At 69.4% G+C, this 26645-nt stretch carries 24 protein-coding genes and 1 tRNA gene; 10 read left to right on the top strand and 15 right to left on the bottom strand.

Translation table 11 applies throughout. The annotated features are described in order from the left end of the window. Positions 1 to 22: 22 nt before the first annotated feature. The 4 genes from P6897_RS07920 to P6897_RS07905 are packed head-to-tail and all read right to left on the bottom strand — an operon-like array spanning position 23 to position 4034. A complete protein-coding gene (locus P6897_RS07920) occupies positions 23 to 1051 on the bottom strand; it encodes an ABC transporter permease subunit (RefSeq protein ID WP_114589445.1) in 1029 nt (342 codons plus the stop codon). A gap of 42 nt (positions 1052 to 1093) precedes the next feature. Further along, positions 1094 to 2182, bottom strand: coding sequence for a Gfo/Idh/MocA family oxidoreductase (locus P6897_RS07915; protein ID WP_274177836.1), 1089 nt, complete (start codon positions 2180 to 2182; stop codon positions 1094 to 1096). Further along, positions 2179 to 2907: a cupin domain-containing protein gene (locus P6897_RS07910; RefSeq protein WP_274177835.1), complete on the bottom strand. Its 729-nt coding sequence runs from the start codon at positions 2905 to 2907 to the stop codon at positions 2179 to 2181. Before P6897_RS07910 ends, P6897_RS07915 begins: the two co-directional genes overlap by 4 nt. After that, positions 2904 to 4034 (bottom strand): Gfo/Idh/MocA family oxidoreductase, encoded by a 1131-nt coding sequence (locus tag P6897_RS07905; RefSeq protein WP_274177834.1) that lies wholly within the window; start codon positions 4032 to 4034, stop codon positions 2904 to 2906. Before P6897_RS07905 ends, P6897_RS07910 begins: the two co-directional genes overlap by 4 nt. Before the next feature lie 121 nt (positions 4035 to 4155). Here P6897_RS07905 and orn point away from each other — a divergent pair, with 121 nt between their 5' ends. The 5 genes from orn (at position 4156) to P6897_RS07880 (ending at position 6028) form a co-directional block, all read left to right on the top strand. Continuing rightward, on the top strand, positions 4156 to 4779 hold the full coding sequence (orn, locus tag P6897_RS07900; protein WP_112614618.1) for an oligoribonuclease: 624 nt from the start codon (positions 4156 to 4158) through the stop codon (positions 4777 to 4779). 38 nt (positions 4780 to 4817) lie between these two features. After that, positions 4818 to 4893: transfer RNA gene (locus P6897_RS07895), tRNA-His, on the top strand. Positions 4894 to 4920: 27 nt separating this feature from the next. Continuing rightward, the gene (locus P6897_RS07890) at positions 4921 to 5271 is read left to right on the top strand and encodes a metallopeptidase family protein (protein ID WP_274177833.1); all 351 of its coding nucleotides are present in this window, start codon (positions 4921 to 4923) and stop codon (positions 5269 to 5271) included. Beyond that, the gene (gene clpS / locus P6897_RS07885; RefSeq protein WP_112614614.1) at positions 5262 to 5561 is read left to right on the top strand and encodes an ATP-dependent Clp protease adapter ClpS; all 300 of its coding nucleotides are present in this window, start codon (positions 5262 to 5264) and stop codon (positions 5559 to 5561) included. The genes P6897_RS07890 and clpS overlap by 10 nt, the downstream gene beginning before the upstream one ends. Next, positions 5558 to 6028, top strand: a complete 471-nt coding sequence (locus P6897_RS07880; RefSeq protein ID WP_274177832.1) for a DUF2017 family protein — start codon at positions 5558 to 5560, stop codon at positions 6026 to 6028. Before clpS ends, P6897_RS07880 begins: the two co-directional genes overlap by 4 nt. On the opposite strand, the gene P6897_RS07875 is transcribed toward P6897_RS07880, so the two are convergent. From P6897_RS07875 to gatC, 6 genes are all read right to left on the bottom strand, one after another. After that, positions 6029 to 6607 (bottom strand): hypothetical protein, encoded by a 579-nt coding sequence (locus P6897_RS07875; RefSeq protein ID WP_274177831.1) that lies wholly within the window; start codon positions 6605 to 6607, stop codon positions 6029 to 6031. Beyond that, a complete protein-coding gene (locus tag P6897_RS07870) occupies positions 6582 to 6902 on the bottom strand; it encodes a hypothetical protein (protein ID WP_274177830.1) in 321 nt (106 codons plus the stop codon). The genes P6897_RS07875 and P6897_RS07870 overlap by 26 nt, the downstream gene beginning before the upstream one ends. Positions 6903 to 6942: 40 nt before the next feature. Continuing rightward, positions 6943 to 8202 (bottom strand): DNA polymerase IV, encoded by a 1260-nt coding sequence (gene dinB / locus P6897_RS07865; RefSeq protein WP_114589364.1) that lies wholly within the window; start codon positions 8200 to 8202, stop codon positions 6943 to 6945. A 72-nt stretch (positions 8203 to 8274) separates the two neighbouring features. Continuing rightward, positions 8275 to 9792, bottom strand: a complete 1518-nt coding sequence (gene gatB, locus P6897_RS07860) for an Asp-tRNA(Asn)/Glu-tRNA(Gln) amidotransferase subunit GatB (protein WP_274177829.1) — start codon at positions 9790 to 9792, stop codon at positions 8275 to 8277. Then, on the bottom strand, positions 9792 to 11303 hold the full coding sequence (gatA, locus tag P6897_RS07855; RefSeq protein ID WP_274177828.1) for an Asp-tRNA(Asn)/Glu-tRNA(Gln) amidotransferase subunit GatA: 1512 nt from the start codon (positions 11301 to 11303) through the stop codon (positions 9792 to 9794). Before gatA ends, gatB begins: the two co-directional genes overlap by 1 nt. Further along, the gene (gatC, locus tag P6897_RS07850) at positions 11300 to 11599 is read right to left on the bottom strand and encodes an Asp-tRNA(Asn)/Glu-tRNA(Gln) amidotransferase subunit GatC (protein ID WP_112614600.1); all 300 of its coding nucleotides are present in this window, start codon (positions 11597 to 11599) and stop codon (positions 11300 to 11302) included. The genes gatA and gatC overlap by 4 nt, the downstream gene beginning before the upstream one ends. 52 nt (positions 11600 to 11651) lie before the next feature. Between gatC and P6897_RS07845 the strand changes: the two genes are divergently transcribed. After that, a complete protein-coding gene (locus P6897_RS07845; protein WP_274177827.1) occupies positions 11652 to 13349 on the top strand; it encodes a long-chain-fatty-acid--CoA ligase in 1698 nt (565 codons plus the stop codon). Between the two features lie 14 nt (positions 13350 to 13363). On the opposite strand, the gene P6897_RS07840 is transcribed toward P6897_RS07845, so the two are convergent. The 3 genes from P6897_RS07840 to P6897_RS07830 all read right to left on the bottom strand — a co-directional run bounded on the left by P6897_RS07840 (position 13364) and on the right by P6897_RS07830 (position 16841). Beyond that, a complete protein-coding gene (locus tag P6897_RS07840) occupies positions 13364 to 13855 on the bottom strand; it encodes a DUF4262 domain-containing protein (protein WP_269266391.1) in 492 nt (163 codons plus the stop codon). 67 nt (positions 13856 to 13922) lie between these two features. Next, positions 13923 to 16235, bottom strand: a complete 2313-nt coding sequence (gene ligA, locus P6897_RS07835; RefSeq protein WP_274177826.1) for an NAD-dependent DNA ligase LigA — start codon at positions 16233 to 16235, stop codon at positions 13923 to 13925. Between the two features lie 9 nt (positions 16236 to 16244). Then, on the bottom strand, positions 16245 to 16841 hold the full coding sequence (locus P6897_RS07830; RefSeq protein ID WP_274177825.1) for a DUF4166 domain-containing protein: 597 nt from the start codon (positions 16839 to 16841) through the stop codon (positions 16245 to 16247). A gap of 100 nt (positions 16842 to 16941) precedes the next feature. Here P6897_RS07830 and P6897_RS07825 point away from each other — a divergent pair, with 100 nt between their 5' ends. Continuing rightward, a complete protein-coding gene (locus tag P6897_RS07825) occupies positions 16942 to 17958 on the top strand; it encodes a DUF1731 domain-containing protein (protein WP_274177824.1) in 1017 nt (338 codons plus the stop codon). Here P6897_RS07825 and mnmA read toward each other — a convergent pair. Both mnmA and P6897_RS07815 read right to left on the bottom strand, forming a co-directional pair. After that, positions 17915 to 19012, bottom strand: a complete 1098-nt coding sequence (mnmA, locus tag P6897_RS07820) for a tRNA 2-thiouridine(34) synthase MnmA (protein WP_114589358.1) — start codon at positions 19010 to 19012, stop codon at positions 17915 to 17917. The two genes, P6897_RS07825 and mnmA, sit on opposite strands and share 44 nt — an antisense overlap. A gap of 9 nt (positions 19013 to 19021) precedes the next feature. Further along, on the bottom strand, positions 19022 to 20221 hold the full coding sequence (locus P6897_RS07815; protein ID WP_274178030.1) for a cysteine desulfurase family protein: 1200 nt from the start codon (positions 20219 to 20221) through the stop codon (positions 19022 to 19024). A gap of 44 nt (positions 20222 to 20265) precedes the next feature. Here P6897_RS07815 and glgX point away from each other — a divergent pair, with 44 nt between their 5' ends. Genes glgX through glgB form a run of 3 tightly spaced genes read left to right on the top strand, consistent with a single transcriptional unit; the run spans position 20266 to position 26623 of the window. Continuing rightward, on the top strand, positions 20266 to 22335 hold the full coding sequence (gene glgX / locus P6897_RS07810; RefSeq protein ID WP_282502526.1) for a glycogen debranching protein GlgX: 2070 nt from the start codon (positions 20266 to 20268) through the stop codon (positions 22333 to 22335). Between the two features lie 47 nt (positions 22336 to 22382). Continuing rightward, positions 22383 to 24467, top strand: a complete 2085-nt coding sequence (locus tag P6897_RS07805) for an alpha-1,4-glucan--maltose-1-phosphate maltosyltransferase (protein ID WP_282502525.1) — start codon at positions 22383 to 22385, stop codon at positions 24465 to 24467. Then, on the top strand, positions 24464 to 26623 hold the full coding sequence (glgB, locus tag P6897_RS07800; RefSeq protein WP_282502524.1) for a 1,4-alpha-glucan branching protein GlgB: 2160 nt from the start codon (positions 24464 to 24466) through the stop codon (positions 26621 to 26623). Before P6897_RS07805 ends, glgB begins: the two co-directional genes overlap by 4 nt. Positions 26624 to 26645 lie beyond the last annotated feature (22 nt).

The following is a 26645-nucleotide window of genomic DNA, read 5'->3' as shown; positions in this document are numbered from 1 at the left end:
GGCTTCGGGGGAAGGGCTTCGGTCACCACAGCGAGGTACCAACCAATCGACGGGAGAGGGCGTTCGCGCCGAGGACGAGCACGAGGCCGATGACGGCCTCGAACAGACCGATGGCCGTTCCGTACGAGAACTGGGCCGACTGGATGCCGACGCGGTAGAGATACGTAGAGATGACGTCCGCCGTCGAGTAGATGAGTGGATTCTGCAACAGCAGGACCTTCTCGAACCCGACGGCCATGAAGGAGCCGATGTTCAGGATGAGGAGCACCATCATCGTCGGGCGGATCCCCGGCAGTGTGATGTGCCAGGTCTGCTGCCAGCGATTGGCCCCGTCGATGCGGGCGGCCTCGTAGAGCTGATCGTCGATGGTGGTGAGCGCGGCGAGGTACAGAATCGTTCCCCAGCCGACCGTCTGCCACACCTCGGACGACACGTAGATGGAGCGGAACCACTCGGGGCGCTGCATGAACGGCACGGGGTCGCCCCCCATCGCCTCGACGACCTGGTTGACCGTCCCGTTCAGAGCGGTCAGCTGCAGCACCAGGCCGGCGACGATGACGACCGACATGAAGTGCGGAAGATACGAGATCGTCTGCACGATGCGCTTGAAGCGACGCGAGCGCAGCTCGTTGAGCATGAGCGCCAGGATGATCGGCAGCGGGAACGTGATCAGCAGGGTGAGGCCTCCGAGCACCACCGTGTTCCAGAACACCGTCCAGAACTGCTGGTTCGAGATGAACGCCTCGAAGTAGTAGAAGCCCACCCACTCGTCGCCGAAGATCGATCCCCCGGGGCGAAACCGCCGGAAGGCGATGACGTTTCCGAGCATCGGGATGTACCGGAACACGAGCAGGAAGACGACCGGCACGAGAAGGAAGGTGTACAGCCGCCAGTCGCGGACGAGGGCACGACGCCAGGTCTGCTTGGCTCGCGGGGTGCGATCACGGCGGAACAGTCGCCGCTTCGCGGGCGCCGTGGTGATCGCGCGCGTGGCGGTGCCCGGCCTCGGGCCCTCCCCGAGCCGAACCGGCGCGTGAACGGATTGCGTCATTCGGAACTCCACATCCTCGTGGTCTTCGTGACCGGGTCCCCGTCAGGGTGTCAGGACGGGCGCCGGCGACGGAGAGCCGATCACCGTCGCGCCCATCTGCGCGTGCAGGCTGAGCTCCGCCGCCATCAAGGCGTGGTCCTGGCTCATCGCGGTTTCGGTGCCATCGATGCAGTCGCGGATGAGCTGCCCGAAATACGGGAACCCCGTCATGCCGTTCGCGTTGAACCGGTGCTGCGCCTCCTGATTCACGAGGAGCACCTGGCCACCACCGTTGTCGGTCGTGATGTCGATGTACTTGCGCAGCTCGATGTACCCGTCGGTGCCCAGCAGAAGCGTGCGCCCGTCACCGAACACTCCCAAGCCGTCGGGGGTGAACCAGTCGACGCGGACGTATCCCGTCGCACCGTTGTCGAGGACCACGTGCGCGTCGCCGAAGTCCTGCAGGCCGGGAGTCTCCGGATGCGCGTAGTTCGCGATGGTCGAGGTCGACACCCGACCGGTCGTCGCACCCGTGTAATGGAGGATCTGGTCGAAGTTGTGGCTGCCGATGTCACAGAGGATGCCGCCGTACTGCGCCGGGTCGTAGAACCAATCGGGGCGTCCCCCGCCGATGCGATGCGGACCGAAGCACACGACCTGCACGACCCTGCCGATCGCGCCCCGCTGGACGAGCTGATCTGCGAGGATCGCCGCCTCCGAGTGCACGCGCTCGCCGTAGTACACCGCATAGAGCAGACCCGTCCGTGCGGTCGCCTCCCGGACGGCATCCAGTTGCGCGAAGGTCGTCAGGGGCGCCTTGTCGACGAAAGCGTGCTTCCCTGCGTCGATCGCCCGCAGTCCGATGGGCGCACGCTGCGACGGAATCGCGGCGGTCGCGACCAGCCGAACCGCGGGGTCGTTCAGGACCTCCTGCTCGCTCGAGGCGATGCGTGCCGTCGGATACTGCTTCGCGAACGCGGCGGCGCGTGCGTGATCCTCGTCGAACACCCAGGTCACCGTCGCCCCGGCGCCGATCAGTCCATCGGTCATGCCGAAGATGTGGCCGTGGTCGAGACCGACCGCCGCGAAAGCGAACTCGCCCGGAGGGACGACGGGGCGCGGGAGGGGGTCGAAAGTGTATGAATCGGTCATCGGGTGTTCTCCTGGTCTGTCAGGTCGTAGGCACGGATCCGTCCGCACATGCCGAAGGCGCGTTCCCCGGGGGGCGCGGGAGCGACACGGGCTCGGGCATCGCGCAGATGGGCGACGTCGCCGCGCGCGGTGGCCTCGGTGAGCGTCAGCGAGGTCTGCGCCTGAGCGAGCGCACCGGCGCGGACGAGCTCGCTCCAGGCGGCCGCCCGGTCGCGGACGAGCGCGCCGGCGCTTGCGTAGAAGTCGTCGAGCGGAGCCCGATCGCCGGCGGCGACCGCATCGCGCAAGGCCTGGAACCCCGTCACGGCCAGGTCCCGACGGCGAGCGGCGCGCGCGGCCCGCTCCTCCCCCTCGCCCAGTGCTGCCGCCTCGGCGTACGCCGCCGGGTCGCCGACGATATGCGGGGGGAAGGTCATGACGGCATCGCCGGCCTCCGGCAGTCCCGCGTTGCTCATCAGCACCAGCACCTTCAGCCCGCCGCGGTTGACCGCACGGTGGATCGTGCCCGGCGTGAACCAGACGACCGATCCGGCATTCAGCTCGGTCTCCCGGACCCCCTCGCCGTCGATCGTCTGAAGGGCGCCACGACCCTCGACGACGAGGTAAGCCTCCGTCGAGACGAGGTGGATGTGCGGACTGCCGCCGCAGATGCCATCGGGGGCGGCGTCGTGGTAGATGTCGAGGTGCGACAGCGAGGTGCCGCCGGGGAACGAGAGGCCGGTCACGATGCCGCCTCGATGAGTGAGTGCTGCTTCTCGTAGAAGCGGGGTGCGCGCTCGACGAGCTGGCCGGCGCGGTAGTAGGGGTCGTCGGCGGGGATCGGGAGGTCGACGAAGGTGCGCTCGATGCCCGCCTTGTAGATGGCCGAGACGACCTCGATCGCGTTGCGGCCGTCCCGCCCGTCCGCGACCGGAGCGCGCCCCTCCCGGATGGCGGCGAGCAGGTCTCCGATCTGCCCCGCGTGCCCGGTGTGCGCGAGAGGTTCCCGGGCAGTGACGACAGCCTCGATCGCTGCCACCAGCTCGGGATCACCGCCCTGCGCGGGGAATCCGCCACCATCGGCGCGCTCGGCGATCACCCGCCACGGCTGCGACACCCGGGCGTTCGCCCCCTGGATGACGATCTCCTGCTCTTCCCCGTGATGGACCACGGAGCTGGTGAGCTGGGCGAGCCCGCGTTCGTAGCGGAGGACCGCGACGGAGAGATCCTCGACCTCGCTGTTGTCGTGCTGCGCGTTGGCGAGCATCGCGGTCACCTCCATCGGGCGGCCGAGGAGCCACAGCAGCAGGTCGATGTGGTGAATCGCGTGGTTGAGGGTGCAACCGCCGCCCTCCTTCTCCCAGGTGCCACGCCACCAGAGGTCGTAGTAGGGCAGCCCGCGCCACCACGCCGAATCCACCCGCACGGAGGAGATCGGACCGAGAAGCCCCGAGTCGACGACGGTTTTGAGCGTCGCCAGGTCGTCGCGGAACCGGTTCTGTGCGACGACCGAGAGCACCTTGCCTGAGCGCTCCTGGGCGGCCAGCATCGCGTCGCACTCTTCGAGGGACGGCGCCATCGGCTTCTCGACCAGCACATTCACACCGCCGTCCAACGCCGCGATCGAGAGGGCCGCGTGCGTCGACGGCGGAGTCGCGATGCTGACGAGGTCCAGATCGGCCTCCGCGATCATCCGGAGCGGGTCGTCGTAGCCGGCGGCATCCCTCAGGCCGAACTCCTCGGCCTTCTGCGCCGCCTTTCCCGGCATGACGTCGGCAAGGGCGACGATCTCGCACTCCCCAGGGAACGCGAGGTACCCGCCGATGTGGGCACTCGCTATGCCGCCCGTGCCGATGATGCCGATTCTGAACATGCTTCCTCGCACTTCTACTACGTATTACTACGACGTAGTAGTCATGATGGTCGCATCTGCCGCGCGCGGTCAACAGTTTTCTAAAACGACCGTGTCGCGACCGGTCACTAGGATGGGCGACATGGTGGGAACAGCCGAGAACGACCGTCTCGTATGGATCGATTGCGAGATGACGGGGCTGGATCTCAGCGTCGACGAGCTCGTCGAGGTGGCGGTCATCGTCACCGACTACGAGCTGCGGCAGCTCGACCCGGGCTTCCAGCTCGTCATCCGTCCGAGCGAGGCGGCGCGAGCGAACATGGGCGACTTCGTGACCGCGATGCACGAGACGTCGGGCCTGCTTTCCGAGCTCGACTCGGGCGTCCCCCTCGTCGACGCTGAAGCGGCGGTGCTCGAGTACATCCAGCGCTTCGTGCCCGAAGGCAAGGCAGCCCTGGCCGGCAACACGATCGGCACCGACCGGATGTTCCTCGCGAAGTACATGCCCCGGGTCGACTCCTGGCTGCATTACCGCAACGTCGACGTCTCGAGCATCAAGGAGCTCTCGCGGCGCTGGTTCCCTCGCGCCTACTTCCAGGCACCGGCCAAGGACGGCGGACACAGGGCGCTGGCCGACATCCGAGAGTCGATCCGCGAGCTCGCCTACTACCGTTCCGCCGTGTTCGTGCCGGCGCCCGGACCCACGAGCGACGAGGCTCGGGCAGCCGCTGAGGCCGCCGTGTCGTCGTATGCCCCATCCGTGTAATACAATCGTCTGGTTGCCCGGTTTCACCGGGAGACATGGTGGCTATAGCTCAGTTGGTAGAGCACCGCGTTGTGGTCGCGGGGGTCGCGGGTTCAAGTCCCGTTAGCCACCCCACGTAAACACCCCGGTCCGGGAGTGCAGATGATCGAGATGGATGTCGAGGAGTTCGAGCTCCTCGTCACCGACGAGCTGGATCGCCTCCCCGACGACATGGTCGACGGACTCGACAACGTCATCTTCGTCGTCGAAGACCGCCCGGAAGACGGCAGCCTCGACCTGCTCGGCCTCTACGACGGCTACGCCCTCACAGAGCGCGAGCGCTACGGGCAGGGTGAGCTCCCCGACCGCATCATCGTCTACCGCGAACCGCATCTTCACGCGTGCGCCGACGTCGCCGGCCTTCGCGACGAGGTCCACACCACGCTGGTCCACGAGATCGCCCACTTCTACGGCATCGACGACGACCGCTTGCACGAGCTCGGATGGGCCTGATGAGCACCGCTCTCCCCGACCTCGACATCGAGACCGACCTCCGTGCTGCGCCCGACGAACCATGGCAGACCGTCGTGTGGAACGACCCGGTGAACCTCATGTCGTATGTGGTCCACGTCTTCCGGACCTACTTCGGGTACTCGCGCGACCGCGCGACGCAGCTCATGCTCTCCGTCCATCACGAGGGGCACGCGATCGTCGCCGAGGGTCCGCGCGAAGCGATGGAGGCGCACACGCGCGCGATGCACGAGTTCGGCCTCTGGGCGACGGTCAGACGGGCGAACGAATGACCACAACCATCGTTTTCGCGCTGCCCGCGGCCGAGGCGGACTATCTCCGCGAACTCGTCGATCAGTACCTCGAGCTCGTCGAAACCCCCGACGATCCTCGGGATCCGGCAGCCCGCCGGCTCTCCCCCGACGCATACCCGGACGACCCGGCTGCCGCGACGGAGTTCCGCGCCCTCACACGAGACGATGTCGCTGCGACACGCGCCGCGGATGCGCGCCTGGTGCTGGCCACCCTCGCGAGAGGCTCCCGCGATCGCTCCACCCATACGGCGTCCGGCGAGGGACTCACGCTCGATCCGCAAGAGCAGACCGCGTGGCTGAGGACGCTCGCTGGGCTCCGTCTGGTGCTTGCGGAGCGCATCGGCATCACCGACGAGAGCATCATGCCGATGGGGGATCCCCGCTTCGACGTCTACGAGTGGCTCGGGTACCGGCAGGAGATGCTGCTGCAAGCACTCGACGGGTGATCAGACCAGTTCGACGACGTGCGTCGCGAGGCGGCGGGGATCGTTCCGAGCGATGTGGTCCTGCTCCTGCGCCGCCCAGCGCTCCCAGTGCGGCCGATAGGTGTCACCGTCGCGGTCCAGGGCACGCCGCTTGCGCACATCGCTCGGCGCGTCCAACCAGATCCGTACGGTCGCGAAGGCTGCGGCCGCAGCAGTCAGCGCACCGCTGCCCTCCAGGATGATCGACTCGTCGCCCTTCAGCGCGCGATCCTGGCCATAGCGGTCCGCCGCCCAATCCCACTGCTGCCAGCGCGCGGGCGCGCCTGTGCGACGCGGGGCGAGCACGCGCGCGACGGCGTACTCGGCACCCGCAGCGAGGCCATCCCATCCGGGATACAGCTCATCGAGCGCGACCAACTGCGGCGGCTGCGCGCCGTCCCACTGTCGCTGGAGCTCGCGCGCCAGCGTGGACTTTCCCGCGCCGCTGCGCCCATCGATGATCACGACGTCGCCCGGCGAGACCTCGTCGAGGACGGTGCGGACGAGCGCCGCCGAGGTCAGGCGCGCGACGGCCCTACTTCTTGAGGGCGCGGATGACACGGCTGAGAGCGCGGCCCACGACCCAGACGAAGGGAATGCCGACGGCGACCAGCGACACGAGGTTCGGCTCGAAACGCAGATCATCGCGCTTGCGCACGTACGCCCCGACGGGGATGGCGTAGCCGCCGCCCCCACCGCCGCTGTTTCCCTCATTGTCCTCGCCGGCCCCGAAGCCGCTCCACGTCAGCGCGACCGGAATGAGCGTGATGCCGTCGACATCCTGCTGTTCGCCGTAGACGCTGGTGACGCCGAGATTCGCGGTCTGCTTGCCGAGTTCGAGTGCGAGGTTGGGCATGGACCCACCGTACCCTCCCCCGGGTGCCGCGGTACAGGTGTCAATGTTCGTGGTCGGGGCGCGGGTTGGTCGGCATGGCGCCGACGTCGCGACGAGGTCCGAGCACGCTCGCCCGCGTGACCGCACCCCGGCCGAAGCGGGCGCGGGCCCCGTCGAGGGCGTCGTCGACGCGGCGCCATTCCTCATCGTCGTCCCAGAGCGTGAGGCCGCCCGTGCCGTCCGGACGCAGCTTCTCGGCTCGGACGCCGATGAGTCGCACCGGTTGCGAGAGCTCCACCGACGAAAGCAACTCGATCGCCGCTGACCCGATGCGCTGCCCGACGTTCGTCGCCAGGGGCAGAGTCTGCGAGCGGGAGTACGTCGAGAAGTCGCTCAGTCGCACCTTGATCGACACCGTGCCAGCCTCCCAGCCGCCAGCGCGCAGTCGCGCGCCCACCCGGTCGGCCAGACGCCTGAGCTCGGAACGGAGCACCGTGAGGTCGGTGACGTCGTGGGAGAACGTCTCCTCGTGCGAGATGCTCTTCTCGGCCCGCTCGGTCTGCACCTGACGAGCGTCGTGACCGCGCGAGAGATGCCACACGCGCTCGCCCATCGCCGGACCGAGCGCACGGTCGAGGACGGAGCGCGGGGTGTCCCACACGTCGGCCACCGTCCGGATGCCGCGCGCGAGGAGGGCCTCGGCGGCTTTGGGCCCTACGCCCCACAGGGCACCGACCGGGCGACCTGCGAGGAAGCGGAGCGTCTGATGCTCGGCGACGACGAGGAGCCCGTCAGGCTTGGAGATCGTCGACGCCATCTTGGCGACGTGCTTCGTCGCCGCGACCCCCACGCTGCAGGTGAGGCCGGTCTCGCTCAGCACGCGCCGTCGAATGAGCTGCGCGATCTCGCGCGGGCTCCCCCAGAGCCGACGGGCCCCGCTCACGTCGAGGAACGCCTCGTCGATCGAGAGCGGCTCAACTAGTGGCGTGATCGACCGGAAGATCTCCATCACGCGTCGAGAGAGCTCCGTGTAGCGCTCGAACGTCGTCGGGACCACGATGGCCTGCGGGCACAGCTGCAGGGCGCGCGCGACCGGCATCGCCGACCGGACGCCGAAGCGCCGCGCTTCGTACGAGGCGCTCGAGACGACGCCGCGGCGCTCCACGCCGCCGACGATGATGGGCTTGCCCGCGAGGGACGGGTCGTCCAGCACCGCGACGGCCGCGTAGAAGGCGTCCATGTCGACGTGGAGGATGCGGGTGCCGGTGTCGTCCGCATCCGGCGGCGACACGATGCGTCCCGTGCCGTCGCCGCGTCCCATGCTTCTATTGTCGCGGGTACCGCCGACAACGGCCGCGCCGTCGGACGACGCGGCCGTGCGACGAAGCTGCGCCTACTGGGCCGCGCGCTCGAGGATCAGCTCGCGCACGCGCGCGGCGTCGGCCTGACCCTTCATAGCCTTCATGACCGCGCCGATCACCGCTCCCGCAGCCTGCACCTTGCCGTCCTTGATCTTCGCCAGGACGTCCGGCTGAGCGGCGAGGGCGTCGTCGATCGCGGCGATCAGAGCGCCGTCGTCCGACACCACAGCCAAGCCGCGCGAATCCACGACCTCCTGGGGCGAGCCTTCGCCGTCGATCACGCCCTCGAGCACCTGGCGCGCCAGCTTGTCGGTCAGGGTTCCGGCATCCACCAGCTTCTGCAGCGCCGCCACGTCAGCCGGCGAGACGAGCGCCTGCGGCTCGGCCCCACGCGCGTTCGCGACGCGCGTGATCTCGCCGGTCCACCACTTGCGGGCCGAAGCGGGCGACGCCCCCGCCGCGACCGTCGCGTCGACCTCGGCGAGCAGGCCGCCGTTGACGACGTCCTGGAACTCGAGGTCGGTGAAGCCCCATTCGCCCTGCAGCCGGCGGCGTCGGGCAGCCGGCGGCTCGGGAAGGGCCGCGCGGAGCTCGTCGATCAGCTGCGGCGACGGTGCGACCGGCAGCAGATCGGGCTCCGGGAAGTACCGGTAGTCGTCGGCATCCGACTTCGGGCGCCCCGGCGAGGTCGTGCCGGTGTCCTCATGCCAGTGCCGAGTCTCCTGCGTGATGGTGCCGCCCTCGGCGAGGATGGCGGCCTGACGCTGGATCTCGTAGCGCACCGCACGCTCGACGGAGCGCATCGAGTTGACGTTCTTCGTCTCGGTACGCGTGCCGAGCTTCTCCTGGCCCCGGGGACGCAGCGACACGTTCGCGTCGCACCGCAGGTTCCCCCGCTCGAGGCGCGCCTCCGAGATACCCAGGCCGATGACGATGTCGCGGATCGTGCGGACATAGGCCTTCGCGATCTCCGGCGCGCGGTGCTCGGCACCGAAGATCGGCTTGGTCACGATCTCGACGAGCGGCACTCCGGCTCGGTTGTAGTCGACGAGCGAGAACTCGGCGCCCTGGATACGACCCGCGGCGCCGCCCATGTGCGTGAGCTTGCCCGCATCCTCCTCCATGTGGGCCCGCTCGATGTCGACGGTGACGGTGGTGCCGTCGGACAGCTCCACCTCGACCGCGCCCTCGAACGCGATCGGCTCGTCGTACTGCGAGATCTGGTAGTTCTTGCCGAGGTCCGGGTAGAAGTAGTTCTTCCGCGCGAAGCGGCTCGAGGGTGCGATCGAGCAGCCGAGCGCGAGACCCAGGCTGATCGACGACCGGATCGCCGTCTCGTTCACGACAGGGAGCGCCCCGGGCAGACCCATGTCGACGGGCGCGACGAGGGTGTTCGGAGCTGCGCCGTGGTTCTCGGGGTGAGCCGGGTTCGCAGCCGGCGAGAACATCTTCGTGCGCGTGTTCAGCTCGACGTGCACCTCGAAGCCGAGCACGGGCTCGAACAGCTCCAGCGCCTTGTCGAAGTCCATCAGTGCGACCTTGGCAGCCATCAGCGTGCCCCTCCCAGGATCGGTGCGCGGTCGAGCAGCGGGCCGCCCCAGCTGTCGACGAGCAGAGACTCGAGCGCGGCGCCCACCCGATACAGCTGTGCGTCCTGGCGCGCCGGAGCGATGAACTGGATACCGACCGGCAGACCATCGTCATCCGACAGCCCCGACGGAATGGAGATCCCCGGAACGCCGGCGAGATTGACCGGGATGGTCGTCACGTCGTTCAGGTACATCTGCAGCGGATCGTCGATCTGGTCGCCGAGACGGAACGCGGTCGTGGGTGCGGACGGAGTCGCGATGACATCGACCTGCGCGAAAGCTTCGTCGAAATCGCGCTGGATGAGCGTCCGCACCTTCTGAGCGCTGCCGTAGTAGGCGTCGTAGTAGCCGGCCGACAGGGCGTAGGTGCCCAGGATGATGCGGCGCTTGACCTCGTCGCCGAAGCCGGCTTCGCGGGTCGCCGACATGACGTCCTCGACGGTGCCGCCGGGCACGTCGACGCGAAGTCCGAACCGCACCGAGTCGAACTTCGCGAGGTTGCTCGACGCCTCGGCCGGGAGGATCAGGTAGTACGCGGCGACCCCGTACTCGAAGTGGGGTGCACTGATTTCGACGATCTCCGCGCCCTGCGCCTCCATCGCCGCCAAAGATGCGCGGAACGACGCGCTGACGCCGGGCTGGAAGCCGACATCGGCGAGCTCGCGGATGACGCCGACCTTGAGTCCGCGCAGCACATCGCCCCGGGCACCCTCGCGCGCTGCCGCGGCGAAGGACGGCCACTGGTCCGCCAGCGACGTCGAGTCGTGCGGGTCGTGGCCGCCGATGACGTCGTGCAGCAGAGCCGAGTCGAGAACGGTGCGCGAGACGGGACCGACCTGGTCGAGACTCGAGGCGAGCGCGATGGAGCCGTAGCGGCTGACGCCACCGTACGTCGGCTTCACTCCGACCGTGCCCGTGACGTGCGCGGGCTGACGGATCGAGCCGCCGGTGTCGGATCCGAGGGCGAGCGGCGCCTCGAACGCGGCGACGGCGGCGGCGGAACCGCCCCCGGAGCCGCCGGGGATGCGGTCGAGGTCCCACGGATTGCGGGTCGGCCCGTACGCGGAGTGCTCCGTCGAGGAGCCCATCGCGAACTCGTCCATGTTCGTCTTGCCGAGCGGGACGAGTCCCGCAGCACGAGCGCGCGCCACGACCGTCGCGTCGTACGGCGACATGAAGCCCTCGAGGATCTTCGACCCACTCGTCGACGGCATGTCCGTGGTGACGAGCACGTCCTTGATCGCGAGGGGCACACCCGCCAGCTCGCCGAGCTCCTCACCCGCGGCGCGGCGCGCGTCGATCTCGCCCGCCACCTCGAGGGCGTGCTCGGAGACGTGCAGGAACGCGTGCACGTCACCATCGACGGCGGCGATGCGGTCGAGGTGAGCCTGAGTCACCTCGACGCTGCTGATGCTGCGGTCGGCCAGACGGGCGGCGAGCTCGGCGGCGCTCGACCGGATGAAGTCGCTCACTGCTCCTCCCCCAGGATCGCGGTCACGCGGAAACGGTCGTCCGCTCGTTCGGGTGCGTTCTGGAGAACCTGGTCGAGCGTGAGCATGTCGCCGGGGACGTCCTCGCGGAAGACGTTCTCGAGGGCGATCGGGTGGCTCGTCGCCGGAACATCCGGCGTCGCCACCTCCGACACCTTCGCGATGTTGTCGACGATCGCGTCGAGCTGTCCCGTGAGACGCTCGACCTCCTCGTCGTTCAGCTGGATCCGGGCGAGCACGCCGAGGTGGCGCACGAGATCGGGGGTGATTTCAGACACCCGACGATTCTAGTTGGGGCCCGATCGCCCGCGAGACCCGTAGGGTGTCAGCGTGACGACCTACGACCCGCCACGTCCCTGGATCGCCAGCTACGCCGACGGGGTGCCGGAGGACCTCCCGCCCATGGAGGGCTCGCTCGTCGACATCGTGGCGACGTCCGCACGGGAGCATCCCGACGCCCCCGCCCTGGAGTTCTTCGGCCGCACCGTCTCGTACCAGCAGCTGCAGGACCGGATCGAACGAGCCGCCGCGTACCTGCGGGATGCCGGTGTGCGCCGCGGCGACCGGGTGGCTATCGTGCTGCCCAACTGCCCGCAGCACATCGTGGCCTTCTACGCCGTTCTGCGCCTGGGGGCCGTCGTCATCGAGCACAACCCGCTCTATACCCCGCGCGAGATGCGCAAGCAGTTCGAAGATCACGGCGCGAAGGTCGCCATCGTCTGGAGCAAGCTCGTCTCGGTGCTGCTCGACTTCCCCGACGATCTGGCCCTCAACGCCGTGATCGCCGTCGACATCACCACGGCCATGCCGTTCCACATGCGGGCGGCGCTCCGCCTGCCCATCGCCAAGGCGCGCGAGTCGCGTGAAGCACTCACCTCTCCCGTGGCCCGCAATCGCGTGCACGGGTTCTGGTCGGATGCCGAACGCCACGATCCCCTGCCGGCGAGCCACGTGGGTCCGACCACGGGTGATCTCGCTCTCATCCAGTACACCAGCGGCACGACGGGCAACCCCAAGGGCGCGGCGCTCACCCATCAAAACCTCCTGGCGAACGCGGCCCAGGCGCAGGCGTGGACCCCGACGATCGAGCGCGGCGCGGGTTGCGTCGTCTACGCGGTGCTGCCGATGTTCCACGCGTACGGCCTGACCCTCTGCCTCACTTTCGCGATGTCGATGGGTGCGCGGCTCGTCCTCTTCCCGAAGTTCGATCCGGCCCTCGTGCTCGCGGTGCACAAGCGGCATCCGGCCACTCTCCTGCCCCTGGTTCCGCCGATCGCCGAGCGGTTGCTTGCGGCCGCCGATGCGGCGGGCGTGTCGCTCGCGGGCACGCAGGTCGCGATCTCCGGCGCGATGGCGCTCCCCCACGAGCTCGTCGTGCCGTTCGAGGCATCGACGGGCGGATACCTCGTCGAGGGATACGGGCTGTCGGAATGCTCCCCCGTCCTGATGGCCAATCCCGTGGCCGGGAACCGTGTCCCCGGCACCGTCGGTCTACCGCTTCCCGGCACCGAGTGCCGCGTCGTGGACCCGGACGAACCGACACGGGACGTCGAGCCCGGCGGGCGGGGCGAGCTACTGGTCCGCGGCCCCCAGGTGTTCACCGGCTACTACGGCAAGCCCGAGGAGACCGAGAAGGTCTTCGTCGACGGCTGGTTCCGCACGGGCGACATCGTGACGATCGACGAGGCGGGATTCGTGCGGATCGTCGACCGGATCAAGGAACTCATCATCACCGGCGGCTTCAACGTCGCACCGACCGAGGTCGAGATCGCGCTGCGTCAGCACCCGCAGATCGCCGACGCCGCCGTCGTCGGGCTGCCCAGCGAGCATTCCGGCGAGGATGTCGTGGCCGCCGTGGTCGCCGCCCCCGGGGCGACAATCGACGAGGCCGACGTGCGGGACTTCTGCCGCGGCATCCTGACGCCCTACAAGGTGCCGCGTCGGGTGGTCGTCGTCGACGAGCTGCCGAAGTCGATGATCGGCAAGGTCTTGCGTCGCCAAGTCCGCGATCGGCTCCTCGCGGGCTGATCCCCGCCCTTCGCTCACGCGCGGAAGGCGCCCGGCTCCGGCTGCAGCCAGCGCGGCCTGCTGTACCCCTCATCCCAGGGGAAGCGACCCTCGATATCGTCGTAGATCAGCTGGAGGGCCGGGACCGAGGCGAACGGCGGCCGGTCGTAGTACGAGTTGGCCGAGAACAGCACCTCGCCGGGGTTCGGGACCTCCGCCACGCTCACGCGATGCGCCCAGCCGGGGAATGACAGCACCTCGCCGACCGTGAGATCCGACCCGGCCCGCACACGCGCCGCAACGTCGTTGATGAGAGCACCCGCGTTCGCGTCATTCAATCCGAAGACGAGGACCTCGGGATGACCGAGGCCGAACAAGCCGATCGAGTATGCGAAGCTCGGCTGGCGGCGCGGCGGGTCGCCGATGACATACTCGGCCGCCACACCGTAACGCCGTATGGTCTCGGTGACGCGGCGGTGCTCCTGATCGAGCCAGGCGATCTCCTGCGGGGTGAGCGGATCTGACATGCGGCCTCCTTGTGATCGTCGTCACTCTAGGTCGAGCCGCAGACACCGGTCTCGCGTCATCCCCTGTTCAGGAATCGAGGGCCGCTGGCCCCTGCTCGACGAGGAGGCGGAACTGCGCGGCATCGATGATCCGCACACCGAGCTGTTCTGCCTTGGCCAGCTTGGATCCTGCGCCCGGCCCCGCCGCGACGAAGTCGGTCTTCTTCGAGACGGACGAGCCGGCCTTTCCACCGGCGGCGAGGATCGCCTCCTGGGCGCCTTCGCGGGTGTAGCCCTCGAGCGATCCCGTCGCCACGACGGTGATGCCCTCGAGAACTCCGCCCTCGACCACGGCTGCGCCCGGTCCGGGGTGACCCGGTACCTCGAGCCGCGCCCCGGCGGCTTCCCATCGCTCGACGATCTCGCTGTGCCAGTCGACCTCGAACCAGTCGATCAGAGAATCCGCGATGATGCCGCCCACGCCCTCGACGGCCGCCAGTTCGTCCCGCGTCGCCGCACGGATCGCGGCGATCGAGCCGAACCACTGCGCGAGGGCACGCGCCGCGACCGGACCGACGTGGCGGATGCTGAGCGCGACGAGGAACCGCCACAGCTCCTTCGTCTTCGCCTTCTCGAGCTCGTCGAGCAGCTTCAGTGCCTGCGCCGACGGTTGCGGTCCGGTCAGCCCATCCTTCTTCTCCGCAGCCGAGGGGTTGCGCCGGAAGGGAGCACGCCGCACGGGTTCGCCCGTCTTCTCGTCCACACGAGGCTCGCCCGTCTCGGAGTCGCGGACGATGACCTCGATCGGCACGAGCTGATCGAGGGTGAGCTCGAAGAGAGCGGCCTCCGTCACCAGCGGCGGGCTGGCATCGCCCAACGGCTGCGTCAGGGCGGCTGCCGTGACCTCTCCGAGCGCCTCGATGTCGAGGGCGCCGCGGGACCCGACGTGCTCGACGCGGCCGCGGACCTGCGCCGGGCAGGAGCGCGCATTGGGGCAGCGGAGGTCGATGTCGCCCTCTTTCGCCGGGCGCAGCGGCGACCCGCACTCGGGGCAGTTCGTGGGCATGACGAACGCGCGTTCCGTGCCGTCGCGCAACTCGACCACGGGTCCGAGTACTTCGGGGATGACGTCGCCCGCCTTCCGCAGCACCACGGTGTCGCCGATGAGGACACCCTTGGCGCGCACGACGTCCTGATTGTGCAGCGTCGCCTGCCGCACGACGCTGCCCGCGACGCGGGCGGGCGCCATCACGGCGAAGGGCGTGGCCCGGCCGGTGCGACCGACCGACACGACGATGTCGAGCAGCTTGGTGTTGACCTGTTCCGGCGGGTACTTGTAGGCGATCGCCCAGCGAGGTGCGCGACTGGTCGCGCCCAGCTCGTCGTGCAGCGCCAGCTCGTCGATCTTCACGACCACGCCGTCGAGCTCGTGCTCGACGCTGTGACGGTTCTCGCCGTAGTGCGCGACGTAGCCGAGCACGCCGTCGATGCTCTCGTGCGTCTGCGAGTGCGGGCTGATGGGCAGACCCCATTCGGCCAAGAGCGCATAGATCTCGCTCTGCGACGACACCGGCGGGTTCTGCCACGCGCCGATTCCGTGCACGTAGAGCCGGAGTGAGCGGACGCGGGCCTCGGAGGCTTCGAGCTCGAGACCCGTCTTCTTATCGAGCTGCTGCCGCAGGCCCCCGCTCGCGGCGTTGCGAGGGTTCGCGAAGGCCGGAAAGCGGCGCTCGGCGCTGATGCGCGCGCGTTCCTCGTCGAACGCGCGGGAACGGGACCGCGCCTCCTCGACCATACGATCGCGCATCTCGGCCTGAAGCCCGTTGAGTTGGGCGAACTCGGCGACGGGGATGAAGATCTCGCCGCGCACCTCGACGATGGCCGGGTGCCCCTCTCCCGCGAGCCGCTCGGGGATGCCGCTGACGCGCAGGGCGTTCACGGTGACGTCCTCACCGACGCGTCCGTCACCGCGTGTCGCGGCAGATGTCAGGACGCCGTTCTCGTAGCGCAGGCTGATCGCGAGTCCGTCGATCTTGAGTTCGGAGAGCCAACGGACAGGACGGCCGGCGGACGCCGCTGCCTTGACGCACCAATCGGTCAGCTCTTCGGGCGAGAAGACGTTGTCGAGGCTCAGCATCCGTTCGGCGTGCGTGACCGGCGCGAACAGCGTCGACTCGGCGGCGCCGACCGTCTGTGTGGGCGAGTCCTGCGACTGCAGCTCGGGATGCACTCGCTCGAGCTCGTCGAGGCGACGCATCCACCCGTCGTACGTCGCATCGTCGACGACCTCGGCATCGCGACCGTAGTACGCGTCGCGCGCCGCGGTGATCCGCTCGATCAGGTCACGGGATTCTGCGCGCGCCTCGTCGAGGGTGATCTCGGGGAGTTCTCCGTCTGCCACCTCGTCAGTCTAGGCAGGGGGTACGACGCCGCGGACGGGGTTCCCGTCGGCCGGCTGGATGCGGTACGTGAACGAACCGTGATAGCGGAAGAGCTCCCCGATCAGCCACGCCCGCACGCTCACCTCGACGCGCTGCGCCACGGCATCCGCGTGGTCCGCAGTCTCGGTCACGGCCACTCCCGCCACCGGAGGAAGCGGCAGCCGCGCCGCACCCAATCGGACGGCGAGTCCCACGGACCGCATCCGCATCCCGCGGAGGTCGGCTTCGGCGCGAAGGCGCACTTCCAGCCCGCCCCGACGACCGAGACGGTCGACGATCTCGCCGGTTCGAGCGCAGCTCATCGCGTCGACCATGCGCCGCGGGGCACCGGCGAAGAGGAAGTCGCGCTCCGCGTGGAGAGAATCGTCCCGCCGGGGCGTGTTCACGACCACGAACGGTACGTCGGTACCCCGTTCGGGGAACATCACCCCGCGCCCCGCGAACAAGCGGACGATGGGCCGCAGCCAGCGGGGGCCGCAGTAGCCCGCCTCGTCGTAGATGCCCTCTCCGACCCCGACGCACCCCGCGGGTATCGAGCCGAAGTAGACGCGGAGCACGGGCGGCATGCGCGAGAGGTCCCCCCCGAGCGCGCGTTCGTATATCGACCGATCGTGCGGACCGTTTCCTCCGGTACTGAACATGTTCAGAAACTACTACGATGACCGTATGAGCAACACCCGCCCCCGCGCCGTCGTGGCCGGCGCCTCCGGATTCATCGGCACCGCAATCGTCGACGCGCTCACGACCGACGGTTATACCGTCGACACGATCGGGCGCGCGTCCGGCAGGACGTGGGACGATGCGGCCGCCGTGGCCCGCCTCATCGACGGCGCGGATCTCCTCGTCAACCTGGCAGGCAAATCGGTGGACTGCCGCTACACCGATCGCAACCGCGACGAGATCCTGCGCTCGCGGGTCGCGACGACGCGCGACCTCTCCGCTGCCGTCCGCCGGGCCGCACAACCGCCGCGACTCTGGGTCAACGCGTCGACCGCCACGATCTACCGTCACGCGACCGACCGGCCGAACTCCGAATCAGACGGCGAGCTCGGGAGCGGCTTCTCCGTCGACGTGGCACGCGCATGGGAGGCGGCGTTCTTCAACGGCGAGCTTCCGCGGACGCGCCGCGTCGCCCTGCGGATGGCCATCGTCCTGGGCCCGGGGCCCGCCACCGCCATGCTGCTGACGCTGGCCCACGTCGGCCTCGGCGGCCCGCAGATCGACGGTCCGATCATGCCGCACCGCCGCTATCGCGGCATCGGCGATCACCCGACCGGGAGCACCGCACCCTGGTATCGCACGCGCGGGCGGCAGCGGTTCAGCTGGGTGCACATCGACGACGTCGTGGGCACGCTGCGCTGGGTCGATGCGCACGAGGACATGGCGGGAATCGTCAACGTCGTGAGTCCGCACGCATCGGATAACCGCACCCTCATGCGAGAGCTGCGCTCCACCGTCGGGATGCCGTTCGGCGTTCCCTCCTGGCGGTGGATGCTCGAACCCGCGATGTGGCTCCTGCGCACCGAACCGGAACTCGTGCTGAAGAGCCGTTGGGTCGTCCCCGAGCGCCTCCTCGAGGCGGGGTACCGGTTCCGCTACACGGAGCTGGGCGACGCGCTGCGCGCCGCCGCCGGCTCGATCAGGCGTCGACCGGGACGGCCGAGACGGTCCGGTCGATCGTGAACTGTCCGAGAACGCGCGAGCCGTCGTAGATCACGGCCGTCTGACCCGGAGCCACGCCGTCGAAGGCAGTGTCAGGGGTCACGACGATCTCGTTCTCGGTGATCTCGGCTCGGGCCGGGACCGGATCGGCGTGCGCCCGGATCTGCGCTTCGCAGGCGAAGACGCGCTCGGACGGCGCCCGCCCGGCCCACGTGAAGCGGCCGCCCGCGATCTCAGCGGTCGCCAGTGCCTCCTTCGGACCCACCACGACACGGTTGTCCACCGGGCGCACCTCGAGCACGAAGCGAGGCTTGCCGTCCGGCGCAGGAACGCCCAGCTGGAGCCCTCGGCGCTGACCCACGGTGAACGCGTGCGCCCCCTCGTGACGTCCGACCACCGCTCCCGTGCGGTCGACGATCTCGCCCGCCTCGGCGCCGACCTTCTCGGCGAGCCACCCTCGGGTGTCGCCGTCGGGGATGAAACAGATGTCGTGACTGTCGGGCTTCTGCGCGACCGTCAGACCACGCTCGGCCGCCTCCGCGCGCACCTCGGCCTTCGAGGGCGTCGACCCGAGCGGGAAGTAGGTGTGGGCGAGCTGCTCCGCCGTGAGCACGCCGAGGACGTACGACTGGTCCTTCGCGGCATCCGACGCGCGGTGCAGCTCGCGTCCCTCGGGGCCGTCGACCAGGAGGGCGTAGTGACCGGTGCACACAGCATCGAATCCGAGTTCGATGGCGCGCTCGAGGAGCGCCGCGAACTTGATCTTCTCGTTGCACCGCATGCACGGGTTCGGTGTCCGGCCGGCGCGGTACTCCGCGACGAAGTCGTCGATGACGTCATCGCGGAAGCGCTCGGAGAAGTCCCAGACGTAGAAGGGGATGCCGAGGAGGTCGGCGGCGCGGCGCGCGTCCATCGCATCCTCGATCGTGCAGCAGCCGCGGCTGCCGGCCCGCAGCGTGCCGCCCGCGCGGGAGAGCGCGAGGTGTACGCCGACGACGTCGTGCCCGGCGTCGACGGCTCGGGCCGCGGCGACCGCCGAGTCGACGCCGCCGCTCATCGCAGCCAGTACTCGCATCGCTCCAGTCTACGTGCGGGCTGCACGCCCGGCGCGGGCGGCGACCGCACGCCGGTGCACCTCGGGAAGGGCCGCGAGGAACGCGTCGACGTCGGCGTCGGTGCTCGTGCGACCGAGGGTCAGACGCAGCACCGCGCGGGCGTCGTCGGCGTCACGTCCGAGGGCGAGCACGACGTGCGAGGGCTCCGTGACCCCGGCCTGGCAAGCCGAACCGGTCGACACCGCGATCCCGACCGTGTCGAAGAGGAACAGGAGAGTCTCGCCGATCGTGCCCGGGAAGAGCACGTGGACGTTGCCGGGCAGCCGGTCGCGAAGATCGCCCAGGATGACCGCCGACGGCACGAGCGATCGAATGCCCTCGATCAGGCGACCGCGAAGGCGCTCGACCCGGACCGCCTCGTGGGCGCGCTCGGCCTCGGCGATGTCGAGCGCCGCCGCGAACGCCGCCGCCCCGGCGACATCCTGGGTACCCGCGCGAAGCCCCCGCTGCTGGCCACCGCCGTGCGCGAGGGGTGTCAGCTGCGCGTGGCGCGATACGACGAGCGCGCCCGTGCCCACTGGGGCGCCGACTTTGTGGCCGGAGACGGACATGGCCACGAGGCCGTCGGGCGTCGCGCCCCCGCCCCGCCACGCCGCGAAGTCGAGGGCGACGGTGCCGAGCGCCGCGACCGCGTCGAGGTGCAGCGGCACCCCCGCGTCGCGCGCCGCCCGGGCGAGCGCCGCCGCATCGTTGCGCGTTCCGACCTCGTTGTTGGCGACGAGCGCGGTCGCGAGAGCAGCGCCGGGCAGCGCGTCGGCGAACAGAGCGGGATCGATCCGGCCGACGGAGTCGAGACCGACGGGGCGCACGGCGGCACCCCAGCGCGACGCGAGCCACGCGACCGCATCGATCGTGGCGTGGTGTTCGCCGTCAGGCAGCACGATCGGCCCGGTCGCGGAGGACTCGGCGCCGGCGTCGGCGGCGAGCCAGAGCCCTTTGACGGCCAGGTTGATCGCCTCGGTCCCCCCGGACGTGAAGACCACCTCGATGGGCTCGCAGCCGAGCGCCGACGCGACCGCATCGCGCGCATCCTCGAGGAGCCGGCGCGCCGCCTGTCCCGCGCCGTGCACCGACGAGGCGTTGCCGAGCGTCTCGTGGGCCGACAGCCACGCATCGCGCGCTTCCGGGCGGAGCGCGGTCGTCGCAGCATGATCGAGATAGACGACCATCCGACCTCCCCGGGCGTTCACCGACGCTCATTACTGTAGATCGCATGCCCGACAGCACCAGCCCAGCCGGACTGCACGATCCCCGATTCACCGACCTCGGCGTCACGCTCCGCGAGAACGGCGGCACCCTTCGGGTCTGGTCCGAGCGGGCGACATCGATCGACGTGGTGCTGTTCGATGACGACGACCTCGACTGGGCCGTCGACGAGCGACCGCTCGAGCCCGTCGGCGACGGGATCTGGGCAGCCGACATCGAGACGCTGCGGCCGGGAGTCCGGTACGCGCTGCGCGTGGATGGACCGCACGGGGCGGGCAACGTCTTCAACCCCCAGACCCTTCTGCTCGACCCGTACGCTCGCGGCGTCGTCTCGGGCGCCCCGGGCGATCACCGCTCGGCCGTGATCGACTCGGGCTTCGACTGGGGCGGCATCCGTAAACCGCGGGTCCCCCGGGACCGCACGGTCATCTACGAAGCGCACGTCAAAGGCCTCACCAAGCGGCATCCCGACATCCCCCCGGCGTTGCACGGCACATACGCCGGACTCGGTCACCCGGCGATGATCGACCATCTCCGCTCGCTCGGCGTCACGAGCGTCGAGCTTCTGCCGATCCACGCCTTCGAGAGCGAGCCGCGGCTGCTCGCTCTGGGGCTGGCCAACTACTGGGGCTACAACACGCTCGGGTTCTTCGCGCCCCACGCGGCCTACGCCACGCAGGACGCGCGCCGCAGCGGCCCCACCGCCGTCCTGAAAGAGCTCAAACGCACAGTGCGCGCTCTTCACGCCGCCGGCATCGAGGTCATCCTGGACGTCGTCTACAACCACACCGCCGAACTCGAGCTGGGCGGACCGCGGTCGAGCTTCCGAGGCATCGACAACCGCGGCTACTACCGCCAGCAGGACGACGGCGCCTACATCGACGTGACCGGCTGCGGCAACTCCGTCGACACGTCGACCCACGCCGCCGCACGACTGATCCTCGACTCTCTGCGCTATTGGAGCGAGGAGGTGCAGATCGACGGGTTCCGCTTCGACCTGGCTGTGACCCTCGGTCGTGACGCCGAGCACGTGTTCGATCCGGACCACCCGTTGCTGCGGGCGATCGCCGACGACCCCATCCTGCGCGACGACAAGATCATCGCGGAGCCGTGGGACGTCGGGCTGGGCGGCTGGCACACCGGCGGGTTCGGCGACGGATGGCAGGAGTGGAACGATCGCTACCGCGACGGGGTCCGCAACTTCTGGCTCAGCGACATCGACTACCTGCGCCGAGCCGGAACCTCACCGGCCGGCGTCGGCGGACTCGCCACGCACCTCGCGGGCTCTGCGCCGCTGTTCGGCGCGAAGCGCGGTCCGCTGGCGGGGGTGAACTTCATCACCGCGCACGACGGCTTCACCCTGCGCGACCTGGTCTCTTACGACGTCAAGCACAACGACGCCAACGGCGAGCAGGGCCGCGACGGCGCAGACACGAACCGGTCCTTCAACCACGGCGCCGAGGGCGACACTGCGCTCGAGCACATCCTGTCCGCGCGGCATCGCGCGATCCGAAACCTGGTCGGGACCCTCCTGCTGTCTGCCGGAGTGCCGATGCTGACCGCCGGAGACGAGATGGGCCGCACACAATTCGGTAACAACAACGCCTACTGTCACGACAGCGCCCTGACCTGGGTCGATTGGCAGCTCGCGGACTGGCAGGTCGACTTGCTCGCGCACGTGCGGGAACTCACGCGGCTGCGCGCCGAGAACCCGGCCCTGCGCCCCGTGCGGTACGCCGCCCCGGACGACGAGGTGCCCGAGGCATCCGTCATCCAGTGGTTCGACGCGCAGGGCCAGCCCATGACGCAGGCGGCATGGACCGATCCGGAGCAGCGCACCCTCCAATACGTCGCGACGTCGACCCCGGCGCACGAACCCGCCAACTGCGTGCTCCTCATCATCCACGGCCGCGAGGACGACGCAGAGGTCGTGCTGCCACCCGTCGGCGCGGCGTCATCTCTGGTGTCCCTCTGGTCGAGCGCCGACGAGCGTCCCCGAGAGAACGGCGCGCGATTCGCCCCGGGCGACCGCCTCCCCCTCTCGGGGCCGACGTTGCATTTGCTCAGAGCGGAGTGAGGCGCAAGCCCGTTTTTCGAACTCGTCCACCGCGATAGGTTCGAGCCGTGGCATCAACGACGCGCACGACCTCACCCGCCCCGTTCCGCAGCACCGCCGAGATCCCCGGCCGCCCCGCCGCGCCGCTTCCGTCGGCCGGCGACACGGTCACGGGACGCATCCCGCTCCAGCGCCCCGCCCCCTCGGTTCCGGGTGGCCGGTTCCGTCCCTCCGCCTTCGCCGGCGAAGCCGTGCCGTTCCGAGTCACGGCGTTCCGCGAAGGGCACGACGCGATCGGTGTGCATCTGCGGCTGTTCTCGCCCGATGGACGTGAGTCGTTGCACCGGCTGACGCCCCTCAACGACGGATTCGACCGATGGTCCGTCCTCGTCGCCCCGCTCGCCGAGGGCGTGTGGCGCTTCCGCTACGAGGCTTTCGGTGACGACTTCGCCACCTGGCAGCACGCCGCCGCGATCAAGATCGCCGCCGGAGTCGACGTTCCTCTGATGCGCGAGGCTGGCGCCCTCCTGCTCGTGCGCGCTGCCGCAGAGAAGTCCCGCCCCGCTGCCGAGCGCAAGATCCTCGAGAAGGCCGCCGCGAGACTTCGGGATGCCGCGGTCGACGCGGTCGATGCGCTCGCGGTCGTCCGCGACGCCGATCTCGCGCGCGTCTTCGCCGATCGCCCGCTCCAGTCGCTCGTGACGGTCGGCGACGAGCACGAGCTGCTCGTCGAACGCGAGCGCGCGGGCGTCGGCGCCTGGTACGAGTTCTTCCCCCGCTCCGAGGGCGCCGAACGTCTCTCCGACGGCTCCGTACGCAGCGGCACGTTCGTCACCGCGCGAGACCGCCTGCCCGCCGTCGCCGCCATGGGGTTCGACGTCCTCTACCTGCCACCCATCCACCCGATCGGGCGCACTCACCGCAAGGGGCCGAACAACACCCTGACCGCCGGCCCGGATGATCCGGGCTCGCCCTGGGCGATCGGCGGCCCCGAGGGCGGTCACGACGCGGTGCACCCCGACCTCGGGACGCTCGAGGACTTCCGCGGCTTTCTCGCCGCGGCCTCCGGCGCGGGCCTCGAGGTCGCGCTCGACCTGGCGCTGCAGGCATCCCCCGACCACCCCTGGGTCGCGGAGCATCCCGAGTGGTTCACCACGCTGCCCGACGGCTCGATCGCGTACGCCGAGAACCCGCCGAAGAAGTACCAGGACATCTACCCGGTCAATTTCGACAACGACCCCGCGGGCATCCGCGCCGAGGTGCTGCGGGTCGTGCGCCACTGGATCGCGCAGGGCGTGCGGATCTTCCGCGTCGACAACCCGCACACCAAGCCTCTGCAGTTCTGGGAGTGGCTGATCGCGACCGTTGCCGACGAGACGCCCGGCGTCGTCTTCCTGGCGGAGGCGTTCACCCGCCCCGCCCCGATGCAGAGCCTCGCGATGGCCGGGTTCCAGCAGAGCTACTCGTACTTCACGTGGCGGAACACCAAGGAGGAGCTCGAGGAGTTCCTGACCTCGGTCGCCCACGACACGGCCGACTTCATGCGTCCGAACCTCTTCGTGAACACCCCCGACATCCTCACCGAGTACCTGCAATACGGCGGCCGCCCCGCCTACAAGATCCGCGCCGGGATCGCCGCCACCGCCGGGGCGTCCTACGGCGTGTACGCGGGGTACGAGCTCATCGAGAACGTCGCGCGCCCGGGGTCGGAAGAGAACATCGACAACGAGAAGTACGAGTACAAGTTCCGCGATTGGGCGGGCGCCGAGGCACGCGGCGAGTCGCTCGCTCCCTACCTCACGCGCCTCAACGAGATCCGGCGCACCCACCCCGCGCTCCGTCAGCTCCGGAACCTCTCGTTCCACTGGTCCGACGACGAGGCGATCGTGGTCTTCTCCAAGCATCTCCCCGGCGCACTGACGGCCGACGGCAGGGACGACACGATCCTCGTCGTCGTCAACGTCGACCCGCATTCGGCACGCGAGACGACGGTCCACCTCGACACGTCGGTCTGGGGCGTCGCCCCCGGCGACGAGTACGAGGTCGAGGATCTGCTCACCGGCGCCGTCTGGACCTGGAACGACCACAACTATGTGCGGCTCGACGCTTTCGCCGAGCCCATGCACATCCTGCACGTGAAGGAACGCCGATGAACGCCCCCGCAGACCACGTCCTCGACTCGGTCGCCACCGGCTCGTACCACGCTCCGCACGACGTGCTCGGCTCGCACCAGACCGAGGACGGCTGGGTGATCCGCGTGCGCCGCCCGCTGGCTCGCACGGTCACCGCCGTTTTCGCGAACCAGCCCGAGGCTTCGTTCCGCCACCTCCGCGCCGGCGTGTGGGAAGCCGCTCTCGACGAACGCCCCGAGGCTTACCGGGTGGTGGCCACATACGATGAGGCGCCAGCCTGGGTGTCCGATGACCCGTACCGTCACCTCCCGACGATCGGCGAGCTCGACCTGCACCTCATCCGCGAAGGTCGCCATGAAGAGCTCTGGCGCGTCCTCGGCGCTCATGTCCGCCTGCACAACGGCGTCCCGGGGGTGTCGTTCGCCGTCTGGGCGCCGAACGCGCGCGCGGTCCGGGTGATCGGTGACTTCAACGGCTGGGACGGCCAGGGCCACGCGCTGCGTTCGATGGGCGATTCCGGGGTCTGGGAGCTCTTCGTTCCGGGGCTGAACGCCGGCGCTGTCTACAAGTTCCAGATCCTCACGGCCGACGGTGCATGGATCGATAAGGCCGACCCGATGGCCCGCCAGTCGGAGGTGCCGCCCGCGACCGCGTCGATCGTCGCCGCGAGCTCCTACGAGTGGGAGGATGCCGCGTGGCTCGATCGGCGCAGCACGTCGACGCCCGTCTCCCAGCCGATGTCGGTCTATGAGGTGCACCTCGGGTCGTGGCGTTCCGGACTCGGTTACCGAGACGCCGCCGACCAGCTCATCGACTACGTTCGCGAACAGGGCTTCACCCATGTCGAGTTCCTGCCGCTGGCCGAGCACCCGTTCGGCGGCTCGTGGGGTTACCAGGTGTCGGGGTACTACTCCCCGACCAGCCGCTTCGGCTCACCCGATGATCTGCGCTACCTCATCGACCGGCTTCACCAGGCGGACATCGGCGTCATCATGGACTGGGTCCCCGGGCATTTCCCGAAGGACTCGTTCGCGCTGGCGCGATTCGACGGGCAGCCGCTGTACGAGCACCCGGACCCCCGCCGCGGCGAGCACCGCGACTGGGGAACGCTGATCTTCGACTACGGACGCAACGAGGTGCGCAACTTCCTCGTCGCGAACGCCCTGTACTGGTTCGAGGAGTTCCACGTCGACGGCCTCCGGGTCGATGCTGTCGCCTCCATGCTCTACCTCGACTACTCCCGCGAGGAGGGGCAGTGGGAGCCCAACGTGCACGGCGGGCGTGAGAACCTCGAGGCAGTCTCGTTCCTCCAGGAGGTCAACGCGACCTCGTACAAGCGCTACCCCGGCATCGCCATGATCGCGGAGGAATCCACGAGCTTCCCGGGCGTGACCGCACCGACGGAGTGGGGCGGCCTCGGCTTCGGGTTCAAGTGGAACATGGGGTGGATGAACGACTCGCTGCAGTACATCAAGCGAGACCCGATGTACCGGGGTCACCACGAGGGTGAGCTGTCGTTCTCATTCGTCTACGCGTTCAGCGAGAACTTCGTCCTGCCCATCAGCCACGACGAGGTCGTGCACGGCAAGGGAAGCCTGTTCACCCGGATGCCCGGCGACCACTGGCAGAAGCTCGCCAACATGCGCGCCTACCTCGCGTACATGTGGGGACATCCGGGCAAGCAGCTGCTGTTCATGGGGCAGGAGTTCGGGCAGATGTCGGAATGGTCCGAATCACGCGAGCTCGACTGGTGGATGCTCGACCAGCCGGCGCACCGTGGGCTGCACGCGTTCGTTGCGGACATGAATCGCACGTACCGAGACCAGTCCGCCCTCTGGTCCCGCGATTCGGACGGCGAGGCCTTCAGCCGTCTCGGCGCGCCCAACTGGAACCCGAACGTCATGGCGTTCGCGCGCCGCGACAACCACGGGAACACCGTCGCGGTGATCTGCAACTTCTCGGGAGTACCGCTGCACGACTACACGCTCGAACTGCCGGCGGATGGCGCGTGGCGCGAGGTCCTCAACAGCGACGCCGAGGCATACGGGGGTTCCGGCGTGGGCAACTTCGGCACCGTGCACGCGACCGACGGACGAGCGACCATGGTGATTCCTCCGCTCGGCGTGTTGTGGCTGCACCACGCTCCCGACGCCGCACCTGGGGTCTCGGAAGACTGAACGAACGCCGCGGGCCCGGGGT

The organism is Microbacterium sp. BDGP8, from assembly GCF_029991045.1.
Classification (GTDB): domain Bacteria; phylum Actinomycetota; class Actinomycetes; order Actinomycetales; family Microbacteriaceae; genus Microbacterium; species Microbacterium plantarum.
This window is presented reverse-complemented; position numbering and strand designations above follow the sequence as displayed.